Genomic DNA, 23806 nt, shown 5'->3' on the forward strand with positions numbered 1-23806 from the left:
GGCAGATGGCTGGGATTATAAGACAAACGATGTCGTGCTCTTTTCAAGCGTTCCTGCTGAGTTGACCTTTAATTCGAACGTTGGGCGTAACCATAACTTATCCTGCTATGTGCATAGACTCGATCACTTCATTCCTATCTTCCGCGGGAACCGCTGGCTGGCAATTTTTGAACTCAAACATCGTCATAGCATTTGTCGGTGGTTTAACCGGCGCTATTGGTGGTGCCCTTGGTGCACAGCGCATTGTTGAGCGTTCACGGAAGCTAGAAGAAAGTCTAAAGGAGCTTCGATACACAAACGCCGCGATTATGGTCGCCCATACGATTTGCAATGCGGCACTCGCACTAAAGAAGCAGCATGTTCGACCAATGCATGATGCATTTCTACAGCTGAGGGGAGATTTGGAGGCATTTAAGGACAAACGGAATGCCAAGCAAATTGCATCGGATGTTGAGTTCCATCTCCAAATGGATATGCGCACTTACCCGGCTCCAATTTTGCCGGTTGAAACTTTGAAGCACTTAGTGTTCCAGGAACTCTCCGCAGTCGGCAGGCCATTGGCTCTCGTTGCAGTAATCGAGCAGTCCCTAATCGGTTTGAGTGGTGCAATAGCGAAGCGTGATCAACTTGTCCAAAAATTTGCATCGGGCGAAATTCCTGAGAACAACTACGCGCACTACTATTTCGGTCTACCTCTTCCGGGTGGTCATTTGAACCAGGAGTACCCGGATCTTGTTGAGGCCATATATAGCTATACCGATGATCTATCATACTTTAGCTATCAGCTTTGCAATGACCTCATGAAACATGGAGCCAAGGTAAGAGCAGCCCTTACCAAGAAGCCGTCGAAACAATTGCCAAACGTAAGTGAGGCTGATTTTTCCGGGCCGCTAAAGTCAGGACTTTTGCCACCGGACTCACAATACAGCGACTGGGTGAACGCTTTCGTCGAAAGGCCTGAAAAGTGACGCCCATCCAATCGGACGCATATTTTTTGTCGTTCCTCCGTTACGCTTCGCTAATCTGAGCTACTCGGGCTGTCGTCACCCCAACTCACGTTCTGTTCGCCGGCCACACCGAATAATCGAGTTGATGAGTTAGTAGTGCAAGAACTTAAATCGTCGGGCCGCTTATAAGGGTCGCTTTTGATTTTTACCAAAAATGGATACGGTATCCGCCATGAACAATATCTCTATTACCGATATTCTCGAGCTTCCGTTGCAGGAACGCATTCAGCTAGTTGAGCTTATTTGGGACAGCGTCGCCGCAGTGCCTGAAGCTGTGGAAGTATCGCCGGCGCTTAAAGCCGAACTGGAACGACGCATGACTGAGTTTGAGCGGAATCCAGAGTCCGGCTATTCCTGGGATCAAGTAAAATCGTGTCTTAAAGATGGCTCATGGCGTACCGCCTGAAATTTTCCGCACGCGCTTGACGTGAAACGGGCGAAGCCCAAGAATAAAACCAATCCCCCTTTGACAAAGTCCATAAATAGACTTATTTTAAACCAAAGTTTAGATAAGTTGTTTGGAGGACTTATGTTGTCTACCGCTCATGCGCAATTACCCGCCGATAGCGCGCTGGTCGCCAGCGCGGCATTACGGACCTTTTTTAATATCGCCGATGCTTGGCGTTTGAACGTCGAGCAGGCCATGGTGTTACTGGGGCTGGATTCGCGCAGCACGTATTTTAAATGGAAGAAGAACCCGGAAAGCGCCAGTCTTAACGCCGATAAACTGGAAAGGCTGTCTTACATCTTTGGGATTTATAAAGCCTTGCAGATTTTACTGCCCAAGCCGGAAGCGGCGGACGGCTGGCTGCATCAGCCTAATCAGGCAGCGCTGTTTTCCGGGCAAACCGCCTTGCAACGCATGCTGTCCGGGCGGGTGGCTGATTTATATGTGGTGCGCCAATATCTCGACGCGCAGTGCGGTTGGGCCTAATGGCGGTAGCGAAAATCAGTCGGATAGATTGGCGGCCCTGCTGGCGCTTGGTGCCGAGCAGGTTTCCACCGACGGGTTTATTCGACCGAGTGGCCGACCCGGCCGATCTGGACGTGGTGTTCGCCATCGAAGCGCTGACTAACGATAGGCTGCGCGACGAAGCCGGCGAAATTAGTTTGGTCGCGGCGGCGGACCGGATTGCCGGGCCGGGGACTACGCCTATCATGGCGGCGTTTACGCACCTGAATCCGGAAGGCAGCCGGTTTTGCGACGGCAGTTACGGTGTGTATTACGCAGCCAAAGACATCGATACGGCGATTGCCGAGACCCGCTTTCATCGCAGCCGGTTTCTGGCCGCCACCCAACAGACGCCAATTGACATAGATATGCGCAGTTATGCCTCCGATTTAAATGCCGATTTGCACGACATTCGCGACCGGCAAACCGAATTACCGGAAATTTACGACGCCGACACCGGCAATTACGCTGCCGCGCAGGCCTGGGCCAGACAGTTACGAGCGGACGGCGCGGACGGTATCGTCTATTCCAGCGTGCGGGCGGCAGGCGGTGAATGTGTGGCGGTGTTTAAACCGCGTTTGCTGGCGCCGGTCAAACAAGGTGCGCATTATTGCTACGTGTGGGACGGCCGGCAAATCAGCGCAGTTTATAAAAAAGAACTTTACCATCCCGGTGTGTAACCGATAGCCATGCTCGATTTGCCAGTACCCAGCCAAGAAAACGATTTTTATGAAACCCATATCCAATTGCTGCTCCAAAGCTATCAGCAATTACTGGGCAAGCCGCTGTTGGAAAAGTCTGCAAGCATGGCGCTGGGCCGGCAAGTCTATGAAGCCGATTTCGCCCTGCTGTCGCATAACACAGACGCAGATCCTTTGTTCAATTACGCTAATCAAACCGCACAAGATTTATTCGAGCTATCTTGGCCGGAATTTATCGGCATGCCGTCGCGTCTCTCGGCAGAACCGGTCAACCGCGAGGAACGGGAGCGCTTGTTGAATCAAGTGACCAGCCGGGGTTATATCGACAATTACAGCGGCGTGCGTATCGCCAAATCCGGCCAGCGTTTTTTGATCGAGCGCGCGGTGGTGTGGAATGTCTACGATAGCGCGCAACGCTATGTCGGTCAGGCGGCTTGTTTTAGCGACTGGCGCTTGTTACCCTGAGTCTGACCCTTTCCATCTACTCACTGTCTGCGAGAAATTTATGCTGAAAATATCCCTAAAACATAGCGGCCGCTTATGCTGCGGCTTGTTGCTCATGCTGGCGGGCGTGGCGCAGGCCGATGAAGTGGGTTGCGTGACCACGGCCTGGAAACTAATCGGTGCCAATCACAAGGTTTGTGTCGATGCGTTTGAAGATCCGAAAATCCCTAACGTGATTTGCCATATCAGTCAGGCCAGATCGGGGGGGATTTCCGGCGGCTTGGGTCTGTCGGAAGATCCGTCGGAATTTTCGCTGGCTTGCCGGCAAACCGGGCCGATCACATTGCCGGCCAAACTGAGCACGGAAGAAACCGTATTTTCGGAGAGCACCTCGCTGTTTTTCAAGTCCACCAACATTACCCGTTTATGGGATGCCAAGCACAACACCCTGGTTTATCTGGCGATTAGCCGGAAAGTGATCGAAGGTGCACCGGCCAACAGTGTGTCGACGGTGCCGGTGATGCCTTGGGGTAAATAGGGCGTTGATTAATGCTATCCCAGGTCCAAAGGCTGGTCGGTAACCGGTTTAATCCATTTCAATAAGGTTCGGAAGATCCGTCGGAATTTTCGCTGGCTTGCCGGCAAACCGGGCCGATCACATTGCCGGCCAAACTGAGCACGGAAGAAACCGTATTTTCGGAGAGCACCTCGCTGTTTTTCAAGTCCACCAACATTACCCGTTTATGGGATGCCAAGCACAACACCCTGGTTTATCTGGCGATTAGCCGGAAAGTGATCGAAGGTGCACCGGCCAACAGTGTGTCGACGGTGCCGGTGATGCCTTGGGGTAAATAGGGCGTTGATTAATGCTATCCCAGGTCCAAAGGCTGGTCGGTAACCGGTTTAATCCATTTCAATAAGGTTTCGTAAAGCGTGGCCGGTAGAATCGGTTTGCCGATGAAGTCGTTCATGCCGGCGGCCAGACAGTGCTGATGATCGCCGTGCATCACGTTGGCGGTCATCGCAATGACGGGTAGGTCGCGGCAAGCCGGGATTTGCCGTAACAGCCGGGTGGCTTGATAGCCGTCCATCACCGGCATTTGTACATCCATCAGCACACAGTCGTAGTCGTGATGCCGCAGCTTGTCCAAGGCCAGTTCGCCGTTTTCGGCAATATCCACCTGTAATTGCGCTTGTTCCAACAGCTCGATGGCGACGATGCGGTTGATTTCGTTATCTTCCACCAGCAACACCCGCCGCCCCTGCAGCCGCGCCAATTTTCCGATGTCTATGCTGGTACGGTGACGGCGGATTTGGAAATTACGGATGGTATTCAAATCGGTGGCGCCGAGCAGCACATTAAAGGTAAAGGTGGAACCGACGCCGGGTTCGCTGCTGACCTCTATCGTCCCTCCCATTTGTTCGATCAGCTGCTTGGAGATAATCAAGCCCAGGCCGGTACCGCCGTAGTTGCGGGTCACGCTGCTGTCGCCCTGGCTAAAAGCCTGGAACAATTTGGTTTGCTGTTCGGCGGTGATGCCGATGCCGGTGTCGCTGATGGCAAATTGCAGACGCACCGAGTGCGCATCGCGGCTGATTTCGCTGAAACTGACGGTTATCTCGCCGTGCTCGGTAAACTTGATGGCGTTGCCGATCAGATTGATTAACACCTGCCGCAGCCGTTGCGGATCGCCGATTACCGCGTGATACTCGCCGACCGGCGGCCTGATCAGTTGAATCCCCTTGTTCGCGCTGAGTTGCAGCATGGTGGAAAACACATGCTCCAGCATCTCTTCCAGCAGAAAGGGTATGGTCTCCATCTGCATTTTGCCGGCTTCCATTTTGGAGAAATCCAGAATGTCGCCTATCAGTGTCATCAAGGACTGCGCGGACGATTCCACCCGTTTCAGATATTCGCGTTGTTTAAAGCTCAGTTCGCTATTCAGGCACAGTTCCACCAAGCCGACAATCGCGTTCATCGGCGTGCGGATTTCATGGCTCATATTGGCCAGGAACTGGCCCTTGGCCTGATTGGCGGATTCCGCCTCCCGTTTGGCGAGCTCAAGCTCCTGCGTGCGGCTTCGCACCTGGCTTTCCAAGTCGGTCCCGTGCGCCTGGATTTGCGCCAGCATATTGTTAAAGGCTTCGGCCAAATCGCTGATTTCGTCGTTACCGGCATAATCCGAGCGTCGGCTGTAATCGTGGTCTTTTTCGATTTGCCGCGCGGTATTGGCCAATTTCAACAGCGGGCCTAAAAACGAACGTTGCAAGCGCTGCACATACAAGGCCACCACGCTCAAGGCGATCAAAATAATGCCGGTGTTAATCAGGGTATTGAACAGCAAGGAGTGGTAGGACCGTTTCAAATCGGCAACCAGGGTAATGTGGCCGACGATCTGTTTATTTTTATGCAAAATCGGCTGCGTGATCTGCCGGGTTTTCGACAGCCAGGCCGGCCACCAGCCGTGCCAATTGCTTGCCGGTTTTGCGTAACGGACCAGCGTGACCCCGCTGGGAGTTTGGATTTGCCCGGCGATAATGTCCGGATCGTGGGCCAGCGCATCCAATATTTCCTGGGCGGTTTGATTGTCGTCGAACAACAAGGCAAAGCTGCTGTTTTGACCGATCATATTCGCGGTCAAGGTCAATTTTTGCCCAATGTTCTGCTGCAAAGCCGAATATTCCCGAATCGACAGCGATACCGTCGCCACCATCAGGCTTAACATCACCATCACTCGCAGGATTTTACCCAGCTTGCGGCTGATGGAAATGCGAGGATTTGTTGACGCTGTCATTCTATTATTTCGGCCATCCGCAGTAATTTCGAGCTCAGCTTTAAATCGGCTGATTTCACCGCGGCTAAATTTACCACCAGTTTTAACCTGTTGTCGCGCAACGTAAATTGCACCATACCCCCGTGGTTAGCAAAGTTTTCCACGTCGCCGACCAACAACACATGATGCTGGCGGGCTTGCTCGGCTAATACCGGCGTTAATCCGACCAAGTCGCTTAGAAACAAGATGCTGCATTGGGTGATGTCGGGGGCGTCGGCCAAATTGACATGAACCGCATTCCCGTTGATTTGCTGGCCTTCCAAAACCGGCAAGTAGGCGCGTAACAGGCTGCGGCCTTGCAAACAAATCGTCACCGGCGCAGCGCTGGGCCACTGCGCCAGCTCGGCGAAATGAAACAGATAGGCAGTCTTTAATTGAAACTCCCGGCTTTGGCTATTTTCCTCCGCGCGCGCGAAACCGGCGAACCAAACGCAGACACTGAGTAGCAAAAGGGTGTGCAGACGCATCGGCGCGATAACCTGTCTTAAAAATGCCAGGAGATTTGCGCCAGATAGCCGCGTTGAATCTGGCTGGCGACCGGTATGTACAGCACATCGCTGAATTCAGGATGTTGATCATCCAGCAGATTTTGCCCGCTTATCGATAACTCCAGATTTTTGTGCGGATGCCAGCCCAGGCGTAAGTCTAAGGAGATATAGGCCGGAATGCTGCGTCTATCGATATACACTTCATCGACATAGCGGGCCCAGGCATCCAGTTCGATTTCGCTGGTCAGGTTGTACAAAGAGCGCAGTGAGAGATTGTGTTGCGGATTGAAATGTTCTTCGGTGAGCGGATCGCGAAACCAGGGCTGGTTTTTATCGTAATTGACCGAGAATTGGTTGGCGCTGTAAGAGGCTTGTAGCCGCCAATCGGGGTTTACCCGGTAATTGACCGCCAACTCCAGGCCGTAACTGTCCACTTGCCGGTAATTGGCCACGGTGGCTTGCTTGATGTTGCCGTATGTTGGGTTGTTATAGGTCACACTGGTAAATTTAGTGCCTTGCATCCGGTCATAGATGTTGTAAAACAAGGCGCTGTCGACATCCAGACTAGTGGAAACTTGCCAACGCCAGCCCAATTCGTAGGCCAGCAAGTTTTCCGTGAGCATGTCCGGGTTGGCTTTGGCTTCGAAAAATCGGTTGGTATCCGGGATTTGTTTGAACAAACGAATGCTGTGTTGCGCCCTATTCGGCAGGACCACGGCCCGCGACACCGCGGCCCACAGGCTGTGCTGTTTATTGGGTGTCCACAGTAGCCGGGCGTTGGGCTCGGTTTCCCAGCCGGTGAAGGTGAAATGCTCCACCCGGTTGCCCAGTGTTAGGGTCAGGTCGTCGGTCAAGCCGATTTGATCTTGTAGAAACACGCCGACATTATGTTGAGTGAGTTGATTCGGCTCGAAACCCAGGGTGAGCGTATTGTCGAAACTATCGTCGATGTTTTGGTAATTCAAACCCCACATCAGCTTATGGTTGTCGATGGCCGGCAGGGTGTGTTGAAAGTCCAAATCGTAATGCGAGCGGCTCATCCGATTCACCGCCAGTTGCCATTCGGTTTGGGTAAACGCCATATTCAGGCGCCAATCGTGGCCGCTGTCGGTGCGATGAGACCAATTGCCCTGCAAACTGCCGGTCACGCCATCCCTGCCGAAATCGTCGTTTTGCCACAGCGGCGCGGTCGTCGAGGTTTTGCCGATATAGTAGCCGCCCAGCCGGTAACGGGAGACGTTGGCTTCCAGCATCAATTTATCCTGGGCGCTGAGCTGGCTGTCCAACCGAAAATTGGCGGTCTCGGTATCGCCGGTGTCGTGGGTGTCTTGCAGGCCGGCCAAATCGATGCTGGCGTCGCGCACCATCGTACTGATCGTGCCGCGCAGGAAAGTGGATTCCGACAACTTTTGGCCGTAACGAATCCCGCCGAAGCCGCGTTCCTCGGTGCCACCGCCGGCATTGAGCAAGCCGCCCTGGGTATCGCGAGCCGAACGGGTGATGATGTTGATGGTGCCGTTCACGGCATTGGCGCCCCACAAACTGCCGCTGGGGCCGCGCAACACTTCGATGCGCTCTATATCCGGCAGCGACGGGTTTTGCTGGCCCCAATACACGCCGCTGATCAATGGATCGTAGATGCTGCGGCCGTCTATCATCACTTGCAGCTTATTGGCGTATAGATCGTTAAAACCGCGCGCGCTGACCGCCCAATTCCAGGCATTGATTTTGGCGACATTCATGCCAGGCACCATGCGCAAAACTTCCGGGAGGCTGGTGGCGCCGGAGCGGCGGATGTCTTCCGAGGTGATGACGAATGCGGCGGCCGGGCTGTCTTTAACCGTTTGTTCCTGCCGCGCCAGGCTGGATACTTCCAGTTCGGTGAGTTCCTCCCAACTTAGCGGCAGCAATTCGTTGGTCGCTTCGATGTCGGCCGGGTTTCCTTGAGCAAGCACGTTGGCATGCACCAGGCAAAGCCCGCTGCATAGGTAGGCAAATTGACGCAGATAACGGTTAATCAGCATGACATTTGGGCTTGAAGAGGCAAGGTTCCCGTTATTATAAAAGCCTTAACCGTTAACTGGGCAAATCAGTTGATGATGGGTTAGGTCAATAGAGATACATTACAAACTTGGCAGCTTGTGGGATTTAATAAAAGCTTCTCTCCTCGGGGGTATCGTAAAAGAGGAGTTTTGTTCCTTCTCCCTTCGGGAGAAGGTTATAAAACAGTGACTTACCGCTGTTCTATAAGCCTCTGCCGGGGGAGAGGCTTTTTTTGGGAATTGGCTATTGATTCTTAGCGACGTCGAACCTCGCTTAAAGCAAGGCCTCCACCGCCGCGCATTCCGCGCTACTCAACTCAAACTCGAAAATAGCCAAATCCTCGCGGATATGTTCGGCGGATGTGGTGCCGGTTAAAGGCACGATGCCGTTCTGCGTTAAATAGCGGAAGAATATTTGTGCCGGGCCGCGCTGGTATTTTTCCGCCAGCGTTTTTACAGCCGCGTCAGCCAGGATTTTGGGGTTGGCCGTCAGTGTCCAGAAGCTTTGATAAGCGATCTGCCGCTGCCGGCAAAACGCCCGCAGCTGTTTGTCGTAGCCGGTATCGGCATAAAACCGGTTCTGCAATACGGCCGGTTTAACCGTGGCGTTATCGTACAAAAATTCGAATAATTTAGGATCGTAGCAATTGCTGATACCCAACTGTTTGGCGCCACCGCTTTGCTGGATAACTTCCAGCGCTTGCCAAACCTCCAACAACTGCGCGCGATCCGCCAGCGGCGAATGCAGTACCAAGCCATCCAGATAATCGGTTTGCAGATTCTTTAACGAAACCTGGAAGGACTGTGCGACTTGCTCGGGCAAGCTGGCCTTGGCATCGTAAGGAATGCGCAGCGGATCGTGACCGTTCAAGGGCGTGAACTTGGTTTGCAAATATAGCTCGGATCGCTGCAAGCCCAACGTCCGGCAAGCTGCCGACACGCCTTCGCCAACGCCGGCCTCGTGATAATGTTTGGGCTGGCAAGCCGTGTCGATGCCGCGAAACCCCAGTGTTAGCGCCTGTTCCACCAGTGCGGCGGTACGCTCCTGCTTCCAGGCCGTGCCGTAAATAATGCCCGGCATGCGTACCCCGGCGGCGGAGAGAATAAAGTCGTTGTCACTCATCACAGCTCCCGAAAAAGCCTTGATCTTCGGTGATCGCGGCCTGGGCGTCAATTACTGAGGCTACTAAAATCCGGGATTGTTGAGTGAGCTTAGTGTGGGGTGATTGAATAACTAGGGGTGGGTGCTTGATATTGTCGGCTGCGTTAGGCCAAGAGCCGTCTATCGCGTGGATTTTTGAATGTCCGGTTAATACCGAAAATTGCTCGTCTAGCATAGAGCTAAGCCGACCGCTGGAGTGAAGCGGAAGCGGGTCGGCTTGAGCGTTTTGTTAGGCCAAGTAGTTATTATTCCTACTCATTTAGCGGAACCGCTGGCGCGTTCCGCCTTAAGCTGGTTACGGCCTTAAAGCCGTTCCTTATGATCTTGGCAGCCACCGTGTTCAAATTGCTTTTTGATGGCTTTGAGTTGTTTTAACTCGGCGTTTAATCGGCGATGTTCGCTGTCAACGAGTGTTTTGACGGCATCCAATGCACCCATGCGTACCCGTTCCATGCCAATTTCCAGATCGATTTCATCAATTGATTCAATCTGGCTGAAGCCGAGCAATGCGCCGCCAAGTGCCGCTTGTGCAAGCTGTCGCGGCGGTATTGGCCAATGCCGCATGGGGGCATCGTCCGGGCCAGGATCCGGGCCCGGACCAGGATCGCCCCAAGGACCCCAAGGGATGGGGACCACTTCTGGAATCACGATATTTACTAGTTCAATTATTGTGCAGGGGGGATAGAGGCGCAAAACGTAATCCCAGGCATAAGCGCCTATCAATGCTGGCGAACCACTGCCGTTCTCAAGGATTTCGCGGATATGATGGCTCATTGCGAGATTGGCTACCATGGCATTGAATCTAAAAATCCTGCCGACATCGGGCGACAACCAATGGACTATATTTTTGAAATACTGGTCTATTTGTCCCAATATGCGCAACCCATTGGGGGACGCCGTAAAGCCCTTCCGCCAGAGCGCCGCCCTTGGGTCGGAAAAGCCCGGACGGTTGGCGGCATTGTCGCCAATTAGGTTGATGTCGAAGAAATGGTGCCAGGTCGAATGGACGACTACCCGACCAACCCCTGCCTGATGTCCATCGTATACGCCAATCGTGCCCGTCCAGCGCGGTGTGGCTGTCTCTGAGTCGCCCGTATGGATGCCGTGCATCACTTCCGGGTCGGCGCGGCCTGTTGTCCAGCCCCAGGCTACCACTTCCGGCGAGACCCGATTGCCGTGTCTGTCTTTGGGATATTCGTCAAACGTCATGCCGCCCACACTTATTTTGGCATCGAGATTGTCGGGGATGACGACTTCCCCTTCGTGCATGTGATCCGGGAATTTTGTGATGGCGCCTGACGGGCTGCACAGCAAAGGATGCGGATAGACCTCCCGAAACCATCTGCGGCGGGACCATTCGTACATTTTCAGGCGGAGAACCTGCGGAATGTCGTCGGATTGATTCTCAAAGACTACAACATCATTCACATCAGGCCGCGTAGTATCGACTCGATCAGGTCCCAGCGCCGGTGGGGGTGACTGCCAATGGCGCATGGACCGCACCCTAGGGAGCGAGCCAGCCAATGCTGAGCCGAGGCCGGCGTGGTCGCCGGTCGCAAATACACCACCACCTTGGTTCATGAATGCTGCTATGGCGGCTTGTTCAGGATCGGGAAGGGTGCCGGAGCCATAGCCGAGTAACCAGATTTGGTCGTAATCATTGAGGTTATGTTCGTTGAAGCGGAAATTCTCAATGACGCCCGGCGCGGTCAACGGGTCAGCTCCGCGGTGGGCTTTGGTGACTTTGCCCTCCTGCTCCAGCACACCAATAAGGTGGCTCATCCCAAAGTAATCTTCATTTAGGTTGCGCGGGTCATGCTCCGGCCCGAAAGACACGATGGTGTCGGCCACCACAAGGATATCAATCCTTAACCAACGTAAAATACTGTCGTGAAAATTTTTGTTTACCTCGAACTTGGCGAGATCAGACCAGATAGTCATAACGCACCTCCGCGTATTACTCTTGCAAAGCTATTAGATTTGATTGGTGCTAGTTGATTAGCCCCTTGAATTTCAAATTGAATTTTTGCCATTTCTGCCGTCTCCATAAAAGTTTACGACCATGGAAATAATTAAACAGGCATTATTAAAAGTAAGCCTGATTTATTGCCCGTCTTAGCGCGAACTAAGACATCGACAGTTATAGAATGCAGCTAACGTGAGATAAAAAATGTGATTTTTTGCACTTGACAAAAGTGGACTACTACCGCTTGGGAGTGTCGAATCCACAAATGCCTGACTAGTTATTATCTAGGTCTGCATATCCTGTACATTAGGGTTATAAGTTTGCGTCAATCTGTTTTTGGAGCTCACTAGTTCTAGACGGGATAACGGGCATTTTTGACACGATACCCGGGTCCCAATAACACCAACGAGTGGACCACTATCGACAGTCTGCTTGGCGTCGGTTTTGCTCGTTCGCATCCGGCAGAATGTCAGTTAGCTCAACAGCCGATTCGCAAGCTATCCCCTTAAAGTTCAAAAAAGTCTGTGAACATCCATCGTTCATTACTGACTCTTCAAAGGAACTGGAATCGAAGTCTGGACGTGAAAGCAAACCGGCCTAGTATGCAGGTGCTGCTTTATAATGTTCTTTTTTAAAGCGAGGGCTAATCCCTAAACAGCCGTGAAAAAAATCATCCAGAATATTTCCGCCGGGCTCTCGGAATCGTCATTACCGGAAAAAGCGCAGGCGCACTATGCCGCCGGGCGCTATAAGGAAGCGAGCGATTTATTCAAGGAACTGTTAAAGCAATCGGCCGACGCCGAAACCAAACGCTGCTTGGCCGATTGTTATCTGCAACGGGCCAGGGGAATGGCGGCCAAGGCCATGTTCAAGGAAGCCTGCGTGCTTTGGGAAAATTACGCGGCTAACGCGCAACCGCCGCTGCAAGCGCAAGATGCTTACCTGTTGTGGCTGTTGGCCGGCAAAAACGAGCGCAAAGCTTACGCCCTATTGGATGGGTTGAATGCTCGGCAGTTGGACGAAGAGTTTCCAGTGCTTTCGGCATTTCTGGGGATGCTACTGGTTTCCGGGGACACGGAGTTGTTGCCGCATTTGCCCCAGGATTCCGCGCTGCGTAAACATTGGGAGTGTGTAAGCGCGGCGCTGGCGGCGTATCGCAACGGCGAACGGGAACGTTGCGAGCAGGCCTTGAAACCATTGCCGTTTCGTTCGGCGTTTCGCGATTTGCGGGGCTTGCTGAAAGCGCAGCTGCTGGCTGGCGCGGATATCGAGCAAGCACCCGCCATTTTAGCCAAAATCCCCGACGAATCGCCTTATCAACCGCTGGCTAAGGCCTGCTTGGCGTATCGGCAATCCGGCGCGGATTTCGTTGCCAGCCTGTCGAGTCTGGAACACAATCAGCGCCGCATCGTTGCTCAGGCCAAAGGTCTCAACGCCCGCCAGACTCAGTTAGCGGAAGCGCTGGTCAAACTCAACGGCCAGATCGACGCCAAGACCCGCTTCAATCTGGTCCTGCAATATCGCGACGTATTCGGCAACGCTGCCGCGCAAGCCTATTGCCTGGGGGCCTTGGCCGAGTATCCGGGCGGTGAAAAAGACTATTTCAAACACTTCGCCAGCAAGGACCCGTTCGAGGAAAACCGCTTGCAGGCCTTGTTGCACGAGCAAGCCGAAAACGCCTACGACGCCGGTTTTTTTTGGCAACGCTGCATCGATATTCTGAAACAAGACCGGCCGGCCAATGACCGAAAAATTGCGTTGATCCTCAGGCATATGGCCGACAAGGCTTATTCCGGCGAAGCGGCCGCAATGTTGGCCGACAGCCTGGAGTACGACCCCGACGACCGGCAAAGCTATCTAAAACTGTTAACGGTTTACCAGGAACAGCGGCCGAATGCGGCTCAGTACGAACACTGGTTGGAACGTGGCTTGCAACGTTTTCCCAACGATACCGATCTGCTGGTGCGGGCGGCCAAATCCGCCGCCGCGAGAAAAGCCTTTAAAAAGGCGGCGGCTTACGCTAAAGCCTTGTTGCAGATAGACCCGGTCAATACCTTGGCTAAACAGCTATTGTTTGCCAATCACATGGCCCATGCCCGCCGCTTGGTGAAAGCCGAAAAATTTCATTTGGTGGAAAAGGAAATTCAAGCGGCCGAACAATTAACCATCGATAAAAGCCTGCGCCGCCAAGCCGAGTTGTTGCGCGGATTTTATCTGTGGCATGCCGAGGACAAAGCCCAAGGCTTGCAACGCATCGCCGATACGCTGGCAAGCCTTTATGACGATCCGGTTAATATGCATGTGCAAGCGCAGATCGAAGCCGGATTGCTGGAACTGCCGACACAGGGGCTTAGCCGCGCGCTGCCGGCGTTTAAGGACTATCTGCTGTCCGCCCCGCAATTGCAGCGGCTGATCGGCTTGCTGAATTATTACGACGAGCAATTGGACGATAACAGCCTGGTGCTGAAAGCCTTGGACAAAGTCAAAGCGCCGCTGAAAAAGTCGGTGGAATGGCTACTGGACCATGAAGCGCTGCTGCTTGCCTGGTGCCAAGCTTTGGAAAGCGTCGGTCATTTCGAGCTATTGAAGCACTGCGCCAAAATGGCTCAGGCTCGCCGACATACGCCGGCCTTGATGTATTACCGGACGCTGGCCGAATGCCAAGGCGATGCCAGCCATTTAGACTTAATGAGCTTATACCGCTTGGAAATCGGGTTGGCAGATGCGCGGGCGGATAACGACAACAGGACCGCCGGGTTGATCGCGCGCCTGCTCGAACGGGCCAGAGGCGTGCCTGAGTATTTGCCGATGCAGGATGAAGCGGACGACTTCGACCAGCCGCCGTTTAGCGACGATCCGATTGAAGATTTGTTCGGCCACGTTCCGGACGCCGTGTTCAAGCGTATCGAAAAGAAAATCGAGGAGCTGGTGCGCAAGCGCGGTCCAGAGCAGTTCGTCGCCCAAATCATGCATCAATACGGCAATGGCCGCGATGAGCAAAACCTGGCGATCTTGTTCATGAATCAAGACTTCCTATGGTGTGTGACGGTATACGCCGCCGCAGAGGAGCTGAAACTCGAGATCGGCGTCGGTTTCGACGACATCGTCGCCCGCTTCAACCACGACTCACCGCAGTATTCGCTGCCTTTTAATTAAGTGCTTATGATTTCACCGTATGACATTCTGGGCGTGCCCGAACAAACTAGCGACGCCGACATCAAACAAGCCTATTTACAGCGGGTCAAGGACAATCCGCCCGACCGCGATCCCGCGCGCTTTCGCGAAATCCAGGAGGCTTTCGAAGCGATTAAAGACCAAGACAGTCGGCTGCGCCATGCATTGTTTGCTATGCCGCGTGTCGAATTCGACACGTTGCTGGCGCAAGCCTTCGGCCAATCGGCTACTGGAGAGACTATGCCTGCGGACGATTTCCTAAAGCTGGCGAGCACGCTGACCATCGAAAAATCGCTCGCTCAATTGACTAAAACGCCATCATGACGACAGACACCCCGCAAGACGAGTTGCTGACAGCCTTGCAGCACTATCTACAGGAAACCGACTTCGCCCATCTGACCGCAATCGACCAACCGGATTTGACCGCCTTATTCAGCGATTTGGCCGGCTTGAAAACCGAAGTCAAAGCCGAGTCGCGGCAATTTAAAGCCACGCTGGATAGTTTGAGCGAGGCGGTTTCCACGCTGAAAGCCGACAATCAAGCCTTGGTGGACGAACTGGCGAAAGCCAACGAACGCCTGCAGCAACAACGCCGGGAGGACGAGCGAGCCCTGCTGCTGGAATGGCTGGATATTTACGACCGGCTCGATGCCGGCTATCGGGCCGTGCGGCAGTATCGGCCGGTCGATGGCTTGTTCCGGCATTCCAAACCACAGGACGTGCGCTTCATCGCCAGCGTCGGCGAAGGCCAGGAAATTACATTGAAGCGCTTGGAACAGATGCTGCAACGCCGGCGGGTGTTTGCCATCGATTGCGTCGGTCGGCCCTTCGACGCGCGGACGATGACGACCATCGCCATCGGCAACGATCCCACGCAGGCAAACGCGGTCGTGCTGGAAGAACTGCGCAAGGGATTTTTACTCGAAGACCAAGTGCTGCGCTTGGCGGAAGTCAAGGTCAATAAACTTTAAGCATTCAGGGAACACAAATGAACGACATCATCATCGGCATCGATCTAGGGACCACCAACTCGGAAGTCGCCATCGTCGAAAACGGCAAGGTCACCGTGATCGCCGACAGCGGCACAAAAATATTGCCGTCTTTCGTCGGGCTGGACGATAACGGCGAGATTCTGGTCGGCGCCAGCGCGCGCAACCAATACCTGATTTATCCGGAACGCACCGTCAAGTCGATCAAGCGCCTGATGGGCCAAGATGCGCGAGTCACGATGGCCGGCCAGGCTTACACACCGCAGGAAATTTCCGCGATCATCCTGAAGCGTTTGAAGGCGATTGCCGAAGCCTATGTCGGCCGGCCTATAGTCAAGGCGGTGATTACCGTGCCGGCCTATTTTTCCGACGCCCAGCGCCAGGCGACCCGCGAAGCCGGCGAAATCGCCGGGCTGGAGGTGGTGCGGATGATTAACGAGCCGACCGCCGCCGCCTTGGTTTACGGTGCCGGCCAGCTCGAAGCCAAGCGCATGCTGGTGTACGACTTGGGTGGCGGCACCTTCGATGTGTCGGTGGTGAACGTGCAGAACGGCGTGGTCGAGGTGCTGGCCAGCCATGGCGACAATCACCTGGGCGGCGACGATTTCGATCAACTGATCGTCGAGCGGATTTTGGCGCATATTCGGCAGCAATTCGGCATCGAAGTCGAGCCGCACGGCAAGGCGATGGCGCGCATCGTGCGGGCGGCGGAACAGGCGAAACTGCGCTTGTCCGACGAGCCGTTTGCGACGATAGAGGAAGAATATTTGCTGGAACGCCAAGGTACGCCGCTGCATTTGACGATGGAATTGGCGCGTTCGGAATACGAAGACCTAATTGCCGACCACATCAACGCCACGCTGGACGCTACCCACATCGCGCTGAAGGGCGCGAAATTGACTGCATCCGACATCGACGAAATCATCCTGGTCGGCGGCTCGACGCGCACGCCGTGCATCCGCGAGCGCCTGTTCGAGGAATTCGGTTTCGAACCGCACGGCGAAGTCGATCCCGATCTGTGCGTGGCGATGGGCGCGGCGATGCAGGCGGCGATGATTAATGGCGAGGACATCGGCACGGTCTTGGTCGACGTAACGCCGTATACCTTCGGCACCTGCGCGGTCGGCTACCTGGACGGCATGCCCTATCCGTATCAATACATACCCATCGTGCATAAAAACAGCGTGTTGCCGGTGCGCAAGTCCGAAGCTTTCGAAACCTTTCACGACAATCAACGCGAAGTAAACGTGAGGATTTTTCAAGGCGAGGACCCGGATGCGTTGAACAACGTCGAAATCGGCGAATTTTTGGTCGAAGGCTTGTTGGACGTGCCGGCCGGCAACATCATCACCTTGACGCTGGACCTGGATTTGAACGGCATCTTGCATGTGTCGGCGCGGGAAAAAGCCTCCGGCAAGGAAAAAGCTATCACCATCAACAATGCGATCTCCCGCTTCGATAGCGGCGAACTGAATAGCGCCAAACAGCGTATCGACGGCTTGTTCGGCGATTCGGCCGGTGGCGAGGCGGATTCGGTTCCGGAAAGCCCGGCCGTGGCCGCCGCGCGGCAAGTCATCAAAAAAGCCGAAGCCTTGTTCGACACCGTCTCCGCCGAAGACAAGGAAGACATGGTTGATCTGATCGAAGCTATCTCGACGTGTCTGGAAAGCGGTGACGAGGCCGGTCTGAAACAGCCGGTCGAGCGCTTGAACGACATCATTTATTACCTGGAATCGTGATACCTCGCTGCCCGGCCTGCAATGCCCGGCTCGGTGCGGCCACGGCGTGCCCGCGTTGCGGTGCGGAGTTGCAGCACATCTTTCGAAGCCAACGCTTGGCCGAGCAGTGGCTAGGCGTCGCATTACAAACTACGCGGGCCGGACGCTTGGCTATCGCGGTGCCGGCGGTGCTGCGCTCCTTGAGTTTCAAGCAAACGCCGGCAGCCAAGCTGTTACATGGCTTCTTGATCCAACAGTTGTATCGGACGCTGTACGAAAATTTGGGCCGACAGGATTGGCAAGAAGCGCGTGGCATGCTCAGTCTGTTACAAATGTTGCAAGCTGACAATGAAACCTTGCGCCGATTTGCCGAGATGATTGCCCAGTTGTCGGCGCAAGCGGAATCAAATCATAGTGTTGCTTAGGCTGTTAGCGGATTGCCGCTAAGCTACGCATTCCGGCTATTACCCGGTCCTGAATACCATTCGCCTTTATGCCCTTGAGGGTACTGAGCTTGTCGAAGGGCATACCAGCGATAAAGCGGGCCGGATTAATAAATTGACGACAAGCGCAAGTGCGCTTGGTTATAGTGTCCGAGTCCAACTATCGGGAAATAATCGTGAAAAAACTCCTGCTTACGCTGCTGGCCATCCTGCTGATCATCGAGGAATGGTTGTGGGATTTCCTGTCGGCTTGTGGGCACTATCTGGCGCTACTGCTGAGGCTGGAAAGTGTTGAGCGTTGGTTGGCTCAAACTTCGCCGGCCATGGCTTTGCTGGCATTTACGATTCCGGTATTGATCGTCACTCCGCTGAATCTGGCTGCGCTGTCTTTGATAGTACATGGCCTGTTGTTGCAAGGCATTTTATTGGAAGTGTTCGCCAAGTTGCTCGGTACCTTGCTGGTGTCGCGGGTGTTTAAATTGACCAAGCCGCAGTTGCTGACCTTCGGACTTATCGCTTTTGTTTATCACACCGTGATGGGTTGGCTGCAATGGGCGCATGCCAAGATTGTCGATACCGAGATTTACCGTTGGTCGCGGCAGGTAAAAGCGCAGGTTAAGGCCAAAGTGAAAGCGTGGTTGGGCTAAATTGTTTCCCGTTAATCGGGTTTTGAGCCAGTCAGTTTTTGTCGCTGTTTGAACAACACGTAACCGCAGCTGATCAGCGCCGCTATCATCAACATTGCACCGAGTAACTGCGCGAGTTTAGCCAGCGCATGATCCTGGGCCAATAGGCCGGATTCGGTCAGTAAATATTCCCAATCGTGAAAACCGTAAGGGGCGGAATGGCCGAAATTGCCGCCCAGCAAGGGCAGTTGCCCGGCGCGGGCGTCGTTGATATATGGGGCAATGTCCAAGAAGTTCTCGCCCACCCACCATAAACACAAGCCGGCGCCGAACGGATCGCGGGTTTTTAGCAGCAAGGTCAACATGCAAATCGTCGGCATCAGAATTTGGCCGAGGGTGCCGCCCAGCGAGGTGATAAATTGCCCGAACGGCCGGAAAATCACATGGCCAGCTTCGTGAAACGGCAGGTTGACCAAATGCAGAAACGATGCGCCGACCGCATTGCTGGCCAGACCCGGCGTAATCAGCAACCAGCTCCACAGCAAAAATCCTGGTAATAATAGGCAGCGGCCGATAAAAATGGCTTCGTTGTCCCGGTAGGCGTCGTCGCCAAATAGGGTGTCTGCGGGGGCTTCAAGAGTAATGACAACTTGTGGGCGTTCCGCCGCCGGGGAGTTTGTATCGCCGTGGTATTTGTAATATTTGGCAAAGACGATGCCGCAGTGCGGGCAGGTTTCCTCCGCGGGCAGCACATCCCGATGACACTTTGGGCATGGCTTCATGTTGGGGCTCCAGGCTTGGTGGGGGAAGAAGAACGTAGGTTATTGCCCATAAACCTTAGCAGCAAGGCGGGGATTTTTTCTGCTTCGGCAAGGTTTTGTTTGTGCGTAAGGTAGCTTGCCGAAGCAGCGAGTTTTTTTGAGGTTAATCATGTTGGAACTGACATTTACCAGAGCCAAACCGGCTGATGCCGAGCAATTGGCGGAGTTTATCAATGCGGCGTATCGCGGCGAATCCAGCCGGCAGGGTTGGACCACCGAAGCCGATTTGCTGGATGGCCGGCGCACCGATGCGGCGGATATTCTGGACTTAATCGCCGGTGCGGGGTCTATGATTTTGCAGTGTCGGCGGCAGGGAGATTTGTTAGGTTCGGTGCATTTACAAAAAGTCGATCAACAGGGGCATATCGGCATGTTGGCGGTCGCGCCGGCTATGCAAGGTTTGGGGATTGGCAAGCGTTTGTTGGCGGCGGCGGAAGCAGAGGCCGTGCAAACTTGGGGAGTTAATCATTTGGTGATGGCGGTGATCCCTTGTCGGGCCGAGCTGATGGCGTTTTACGAACGGCGCGGCTATCGGCGTACCGGCATCAGCAAAGCGTTTCCGATAAATCCCGAGATGTGGACGCCAAAAGTGGCGGATTTGTCTTTGGAGTTATTGGAAAAGTGCCTGTAAGCCAGCTTGTTTCAGCGCAGAACCTAGGTCGGTAAACTAATGGTGGCAATCACTTGATTGCCGTTTCCAAGGTATTCCAGTGAATCGAAACTCAGCATTCGCGACAAGGCTATGCCGCGGCCATGCAGATCGGAGGCGCGTTCCGGGGAGAAATCCAGGTAAGGAGATGGATCGAAGCCTTTGCCCTGGTCTTTGATGGTAAAGATGGTCTGAGTGGGTGTTCTAACGATTTTAACCTGCACGAATTTGTTTTTATATTCGGGCAAACCCAGTCGGCGCTCGATTTCTTCCCGCCAACAACCTTGACCTACCAATTCGGTTTTTTCTTGATAACTAATGCCCAGATTGCCATGCTCGACGGCGTTGAGCAGCAATTCGGAAAGCCCGGTGGCGACCTTTTCCGGGTTGCATGACAACCCGGTCAGCAGTGCGGTCAAGCCATTGACCTCGCTCAAGGTCCGGAAAGAAAACTCCGCTTTTCTCAATAAACCCAGCGCCACCTTTTTGTTGCTAATCCGGGTTCTCAAAGTCTTGTGGCGGCGGCTGTCTTCCAGCGCTGCCGCTACGAAAGCCAGTAAAATTTTTTCGTCGTAGGGTTTGGTGAGGTAATGGTAAACCCCGGCTTGAATGCCTTCCACGATCGACTCCCGCGATGACTCACCGGTCTGGAAAATAACCGGCAGATCGCTAAAGCGCGGGTCAGCTTTGATCTTGGCCAATAAGGCCATGCCATCCATCTGTGGCATGTTGCGGTCGGTAACCACAATGTCAAACGGCTTTTCGCTGCTGTTCAACATCTGCCAGGCTTCGAGCCCGTCCTCCGCGGATTGAACTTCGTAACCGGCAGACTGCAGATATGTGCGGAGGATGTCCCGCATCAGTTTCACATCGTCGGCGATGAGGATGCTGGCTTTATAGTCGGAATTGGATTTCAACGCCAAATCTCCTTTAGGCTACGGATAATACAAACATTTTAGTAGCCCTGGCCTCATAGACAGTCTGCTGTGATAGAAAATAGCGTTTCGAAACAAAATTTAGTGGCCAATCCCCATTTTGCCCACACAGTGAGTATCGATAATTTATTTTTGCGATTTTTCAAATATATGTTGAATGAATCATAAAAGCATACGGGCAAAAATGCTGCTTGCTTTTGGTGCGGCCCTGTTTGGCCTGTCATGGTTGAATCGCAAGCGCGATATGGCCTAGCTTGCGATAACTCTTTTGTATTCTAAGCTGCTTGGTTAGCCTTATCCGAATGTCTTCGATTAAGGCTAACCAGGTTTATTGAAGCCCGCGTTTTTAAGGGTTTGCCCTCACGCATGTCTCAGCTGTAGTGAGCATTTTCAATCGGTTGCCACCGACTGCGCGGGTTGTATCTTGCTGCAATCTTGGTTGATGAGCCTAGCGACGCGGCGTTATGCCCCGGTCTCGGTTTCCTTGTCCTCATCCACTGACATATCGGAAATTTCCTTTAAACGGGCCACAGCCTTGAAGTTGACGCTGCCTTCCGGGTACTGGCCTTCCGCATTGATAGTGCCGGCTTCTTGTCCGGTGAGCAGGCTCAAGGCTTCATCGACGCTGGAAACAGTGTAAATGGCAAATAGGCCTTGCTCGACGGCATCCACCACTTGCTGTTTCAGCATCAAATTGCGTTTGTTCGATGCCGGAATGATCACGGCTTGTTTGCCGGTCAAACCGCGCGCCGCACATAGCTCGAAAAAGCCTTCGATTTTTTCGTTGACGCCGCCGATGGCTTGTACTTCGCCGTATTGATTGATCGAGCCGGTCATGGCAAAGCCCTGTTGAATCGGTGTGCGCGTCAGTGCCGAAATCAGGCAACACAGCTCGGCCAAGGAGGCGCTGTCGCCGTCTATGTGGCCGTAAGACTGCTCCATGGCAATGCTGGCGGAGATGGCCAACGGAAATTGCTGGGCATAGCAATGGCCGAGATAGCCGCTCAAAATCATTACGCCTTTGGAATGGATGGGTTGGCCCAGTTCCACTTCGCGCTCGATATCGACGATGCCTCGGGAACCGGGATGCACGGTGGCGGTGATCCGCGCCGGCGCGCCGAAGCTGCTGCCGCCGATGTCCATCACCGTCAGGCCGTTGACCTTGCCGATGGCTTCGCCGTCGGTGTCGATCAGGATGGTGCCTTCCAGCATTTCTTCCAGAATGGCTTCGGCGATGCGGCCGTTGCGTTGTTCTCGCGCTGATAATGCCAGCTCAATTTCGGTTTTATCGATGTTAGCCGTGTTGGTTTGGTCGGCCAGCAGGTTGGCTTCGGCGATGATTTCCAGGCAGCTGTTGACGTGTGCGGACAGGCGTTGTTGGTTTTCCGCCAGCCGGCAGCTGTATTCTATCAAGCGCAGCAAGGCACCGTCGGTCAAGGCTTTGGCGCCGGAGTCGGCGGCGTGGCGTTTTAGCAAGGTGACAAATTGGCTGACATTGTCCGGGCTGCGTTTGATGTGGTCATCAAAGTCGGCCAGCACCCGAAACATTTCGTTGAATTCGCTATCCAGCTCTTCCAGCAAATAATAAATATCTCGCGAGCCGACCAGAATGACTTTGACATTGAGCGGGATGACGCCGGGTTTCAGCGTAATAGTGTTAATGCCTAGTTCGGAATATGGTGATTCGATCTCGATGCGCCCGGCTTGTAGCGCCCGCTTCAGGCCTTCCCAGACGAAGGGATAGGTCAGAACTTTTTCCGCATCCAGGATCAGATAACCGCCGTTGGCGCGATGCAAGGAGCCGGGGCAAATGCGTCGGTAACTGGTCACCAGCGTGCCTTGGTCGCTGATGTACTCAATGCGGCCGAACAGGTTTTGATAGATCGGATGTGGTTCGTAAATGACTGGCGCGCCGTTGCCGTCGTGTTTGCAATCTACCAGGATATTGGGCAGATATTGCTCGATTAGCGCCAGGCGCTTGGCGATGATCTCTCGGCTATCCTGGCTGCGGCTGGGCATCAGCAATTCGCCGATGGTATTGCTCAGGCTTTTTTCGATTTCCGCCAAGTAAGTAATCACGTCATCGACGTTTTGGTATTTGTCGTTCAGCTCGGCCAGCAGCGGTTCCAAAGCCTGCTTGATGGTGTCGTTGTCGAGCTGGCGGGTTTCTTCCACCAGTGTGCGTCGCCATTGCGGCAGTTCCAACAATACGTCACCGAGAAATTCTTCCAACTCTTCAGTGTGTTGGTGGAAGGCGTCGCGCTCTGCTTGCGGTAGCAGGGTGAATTGGTCTTCGTCCAGCGCCTTGTCGTTGCGGATCGGTAGAAAAGTGATGGTGTCGCTGTCACGATACAGCGCCACACTCATCTCGCGGGCTTTGGCGTCGACCAGATCGATGGCGGCGTTGTAACGCTGGTTAAAGCGGCGTTCGATCGCGGTTTTCTTCTGTTGGTAACTAGGGCTTTCGAAGGCGGCTGGAAAGGTGGCCAGTACGTCGTCGATCAGCTTTTCGATGTCCTTGGCAAAACTATGCCCTTCCCCGGACGGTAATTCAATGGCCACCGGCTCGCGCTGATTCTCGAAGTTATCGACATAGGCGTAAGACAGCGGCGATTCTTGCTGTTCGGCATAGGTGCTTAAATAATGGCTGACCATGGACAGGCGGCCGGTGCCGGGGTCGCCCATCACGAAGATGTTGTAGCCCGGCGCCTTCATTGCGATGCCAAAGGCTAGAGCCGATTGGGCGCGAGTTTGGCCGAGAATGACGTTGTGTTGTGCGCTTGGCGCAGCGCTGGGCAAGTCAATCGCCAGCTTCAGGGCCGAGACCGGCAATTTCAATTGTTCAAGCATGATGC

21 protein-coding genes and 1 pseudogene are annotated in these 23806 nt (G+C 54.0%); 14 read left to right on the forward strand and 8 right to left on the reverse strand.

The window, feature by feature from the left end:
* Nucleotides 1-167: 167 nt before the first annotated feature.
* The 7 genes and pseudogenes from ACR02O_RS02945 to ACR02O_RS02975 all read left to right on the forward strand — a co-directional run.
* Nucleotides 168-968, forward strand: coding sequence for a hypothetical protein (locus tag ACR02O_RS02945; RefSeq protein WP_458138792.1), 801 nt, complete (start codon nt 168-170; stop codon nt 966-968).
* Nucleotides 969-1179: 211 nt separating this feature from the next.
* Nucleotides 1180-1413, forward strand: coding sequence for an addiction module protein (locus tag ACR02O_RS02950; protein ID WP_494522769.1), 234 nt, complete (start codon nt 1180-1182; stop codon nt 1411-1413).
* A gap of 123 nt (nt 1414-1536) precedes the next feature.
* Nucleotides 1537-1941: an MbcA/ParS/Xre antitoxin family protein gene (locus ACR02O_RS02955; RefSeq protein WP_494522770.1), complete on the forward strand. Its 405-nt coding sequence runs from the start codon at nt 1537-1539 to the stop codon at nt 1939-1941.
* Complete coding sequence (locus ACR02O_RS02960; protein WP_494522771.1) at nt 1941-2639, forward strand: RES family NAD+ phosphorylase; 699 nt, start codon at nt 1941-1943, stop codon at nt 2637-2639. The genes ACR02O_RS02955 and ACR02O_RS02960 overlap by 1 nt, the downstream gene beginning before the upstream one ends.
* Nucleotides 2640-2648: 9 nt before the next feature.
* Complete coding sequence (locus tag ACR02O_RS02965) at nt 2649-3125, forward strand: MEKHLA domain-containing protein (RefSeq protein WP_494522772.1); 477 nt, start codon at nt 2649-2651, stop codon at nt 3123-3125.
* Between the two features lie 40 nt (nt 3126-3165).
* On the forward strand, nt 3166-3642 hold the full coding sequence (locus tag ACR02O_RS02970) for a CreA family protein (RefSeq protein ID WP_494522773.1): 477 nt from the start codon (nt 3166-3168) through the stop codon (nt 3640-3642).
* Nucleotides 3643-3725: 83 nt separating this feature from the next.
* A pseudogene (locus tag ACR02O_RS02975) lies at nt 3726-3959 on the forward strand (CreA family protein); the annotation flags it as partial.
* 14 nt (nt 3960-3973) lie between these two features.
* Here ACR02O_RS02975 and ACR02O_RS02980 read toward each other — a convergent pair.
* The 5 genes from ACR02O_RS02980 to ACR02O_RS03000 form a co-directional block, all read right to left on the reverse strand.
* A complete protein-coding gene (locus ACR02O_RS02980; RefSeq protein WP_494522774.1) occupies nt 3974-5899 on the reverse strand; it encodes an ATP-binding protein in 1926 nt (641 codons plus the stop codon).
* Nucleotides 5896-6405, reverse strand: coding sequence for a YfiR family protein (locus tag ACR02O_RS02985; RefSeq protein WP_205452311.1), 510 nt, complete (start codon nt 6403-6405; stop codon nt 5896-5898). Before ACR02O_RS02985 ends, ACR02O_RS02980 begins: the two co-directional genes overlap by 4 nt.
* 17 nt (nt 6406-6422) lie before the next feature.
* Nucleotides 6423-8450 (reverse strand): TonB-dependent receptor plug domain-containing protein, encoded by a 2028-nt coding sequence (locus tag ACR02O_RS02990; RefSeq protein ID WP_494522775.1) that lies wholly within the window; start codon nt 8448-8450, stop codon nt 6423-6425.
* A gap of 292 nt (nt 8451-8742) precedes the next feature.
* On the reverse strand, nt 8743-9591 hold the full coding sequence (locus ACR02O_RS02995) for an aldo/keto reductase family protein (protein ID WP_458138796.1): 849 nt from the start codon (nt 9589-9591) through the stop codon (nt 8743-8745).
* Between the two features lie 342 nt (nt 9592-9933).
* Nucleotides 9934-11571, reverse strand: coding sequence for a hypothetical protein (locus tag ACR02O_RS03000; RefSeq protein ID WP_494522776.1), 1638 nt, complete (start codon nt 11569-11571; stop codon nt 9934-9936).
* 685 nt (nt 11572-12256) lie between these two features.
* Here ACR02O_RS03000 and ACR02O_RS03005 point away from each other — a divergent pair.
* The 6 genes from ACR02O_RS03005 to ACR02O_RS03030 all read left to right on the forward strand — a co-directional run bounded on the left by ACR02O_RS03005 (nt 12257) and on the right by ACR02O_RS03030 (nt 18567).
* Entirely contained in the window at nt 12257-14752 is a 2496-nt protein-coding gene (locus ACR02O_RS03005; RefSeq protein WP_494522777.1) for a hypothetical protein, read from the forward strand.
* Nucleotides 14753-14758: 6 nt separating this feature from the next.
* On the forward strand, nt 14759-15094 hold the full coding sequence (locus ACR02O_RS03010; RefSeq protein WP_458138799.1) for a J domain-containing protein: 336 nt from the start codon (nt 14759-14761) through the stop codon (nt 15092-15094).
* Nucleotides 15091-15741 (forward strand): nucleotide exchange factor GrpE, encoded by a 651-nt coding sequence (locus ACR02O_RS03015; RefSeq protein ID WP_494522778.1) that lies wholly within the window; start codon nt 15091-15093, stop codon nt 15739-15741. The genes ACR02O_RS03010 and ACR02O_RS03015 overlap by 4 nt, the downstream gene beginning before the upstream one ends.
* A gap of 17 nt (nt 15742-15758) precedes the next feature.
* The gene (locus ACR02O_RS03020) at nt 15759-17498 is read left to right on the forward strand and encodes an Hsp70 family protein (protein WP_494522779.1); all 1740 of its coding nucleotides are present in this window, start codon (nt 15759-15761) and stop codon (nt 17496-17498) included.
* Nucleotides 17495-17902: a hypothetical protein gene (locus ACR02O_RS03025; protein ID WP_458138802.1), complete on the forward strand. Its 408-nt coding sequence runs from the start codon at nt 17495-17497 to the stop codon at nt 17900-17902. The genes ACR02O_RS03020 and ACR02O_RS03025 overlap by 4 nt, the downstream gene beginning before the upstream one ends.
* A gap of 194 nt (nt 17903-18096) precedes the next feature.
* Nucleotides 18097-18567: a hypothetical protein gene (locus ACR02O_RS03030; RefSeq protein ID WP_192392320.1), complete on the forward strand. Its 471-nt coding sequence runs from the start codon at nt 18097-18099 to the stop codon at nt 18565-18567.
* Between the two features lie 11 nt (nt 18568-18578).
* Here ACR02O_RS03030 and ACR02O_RS03035 read toward each other — a convergent pair whose 3' ends face one another.
* On the reverse strand, nt 18579-19328 hold the full coding sequence (locus ACR02O_RS03035) for a zinc ribbon domain-containing protein (protein ID WP_458138803.1): 750 nt from the start codon (nt 19326-19328) through the stop codon (nt 18579-18581).
* A 148-nt stretch (nt 19329-19476) separates the two neighbouring features.
* On the opposite strand from ACR02O_RS03035, the gene ACR02O_RS03040 reads away from it, so the two are divergent.
* Nucleotides 19477-19998 carry a GNAT family N-acetyltransferase gene (locus tag ACR02O_RS03040; protein WP_319962155.1) on the forward strand — a complete coding sequence of 174 codons (522 nt, stop codon included), beginning with the start codon at nt 19477-19479 and terminating at the stop codon, nt 19996-19998.
* A gap of 23 nt (nt 19999-20021) precedes the next feature.
* On the opposite strand, the gene ACR02O_RS03045 is transcribed toward ACR02O_RS03040, so the two are convergent.
* Nucleotides 20022-20933 (reverse strand): response regulator, encoded by a 912-nt coding sequence (locus ACR02O_RS03045; protein WP_494522780.1) that lies wholly within the window; start codon nt 20931-20933, stop codon nt 20022-20024.
* Nucleotides 20934-21413: 480 nt separating this feature from the next.
* Nucleotides 21414-23801 carry a Lon protease family protein gene (locus ACR02O_RS03050; protein WP_494522781.1) on the reverse strand — a complete coding sequence of 796 codons (2388 nt, stop codon included), beginning with the start codon at nt 23799-23801 and terminating at the stop codon, nt 21414-21416.
* Nucleotides 23802-23806: the final 5 nt, after the last annotated feature.

It is taken from the genome of Methylomonas sp. PHL2-19 (assembly GCF_059331595.1).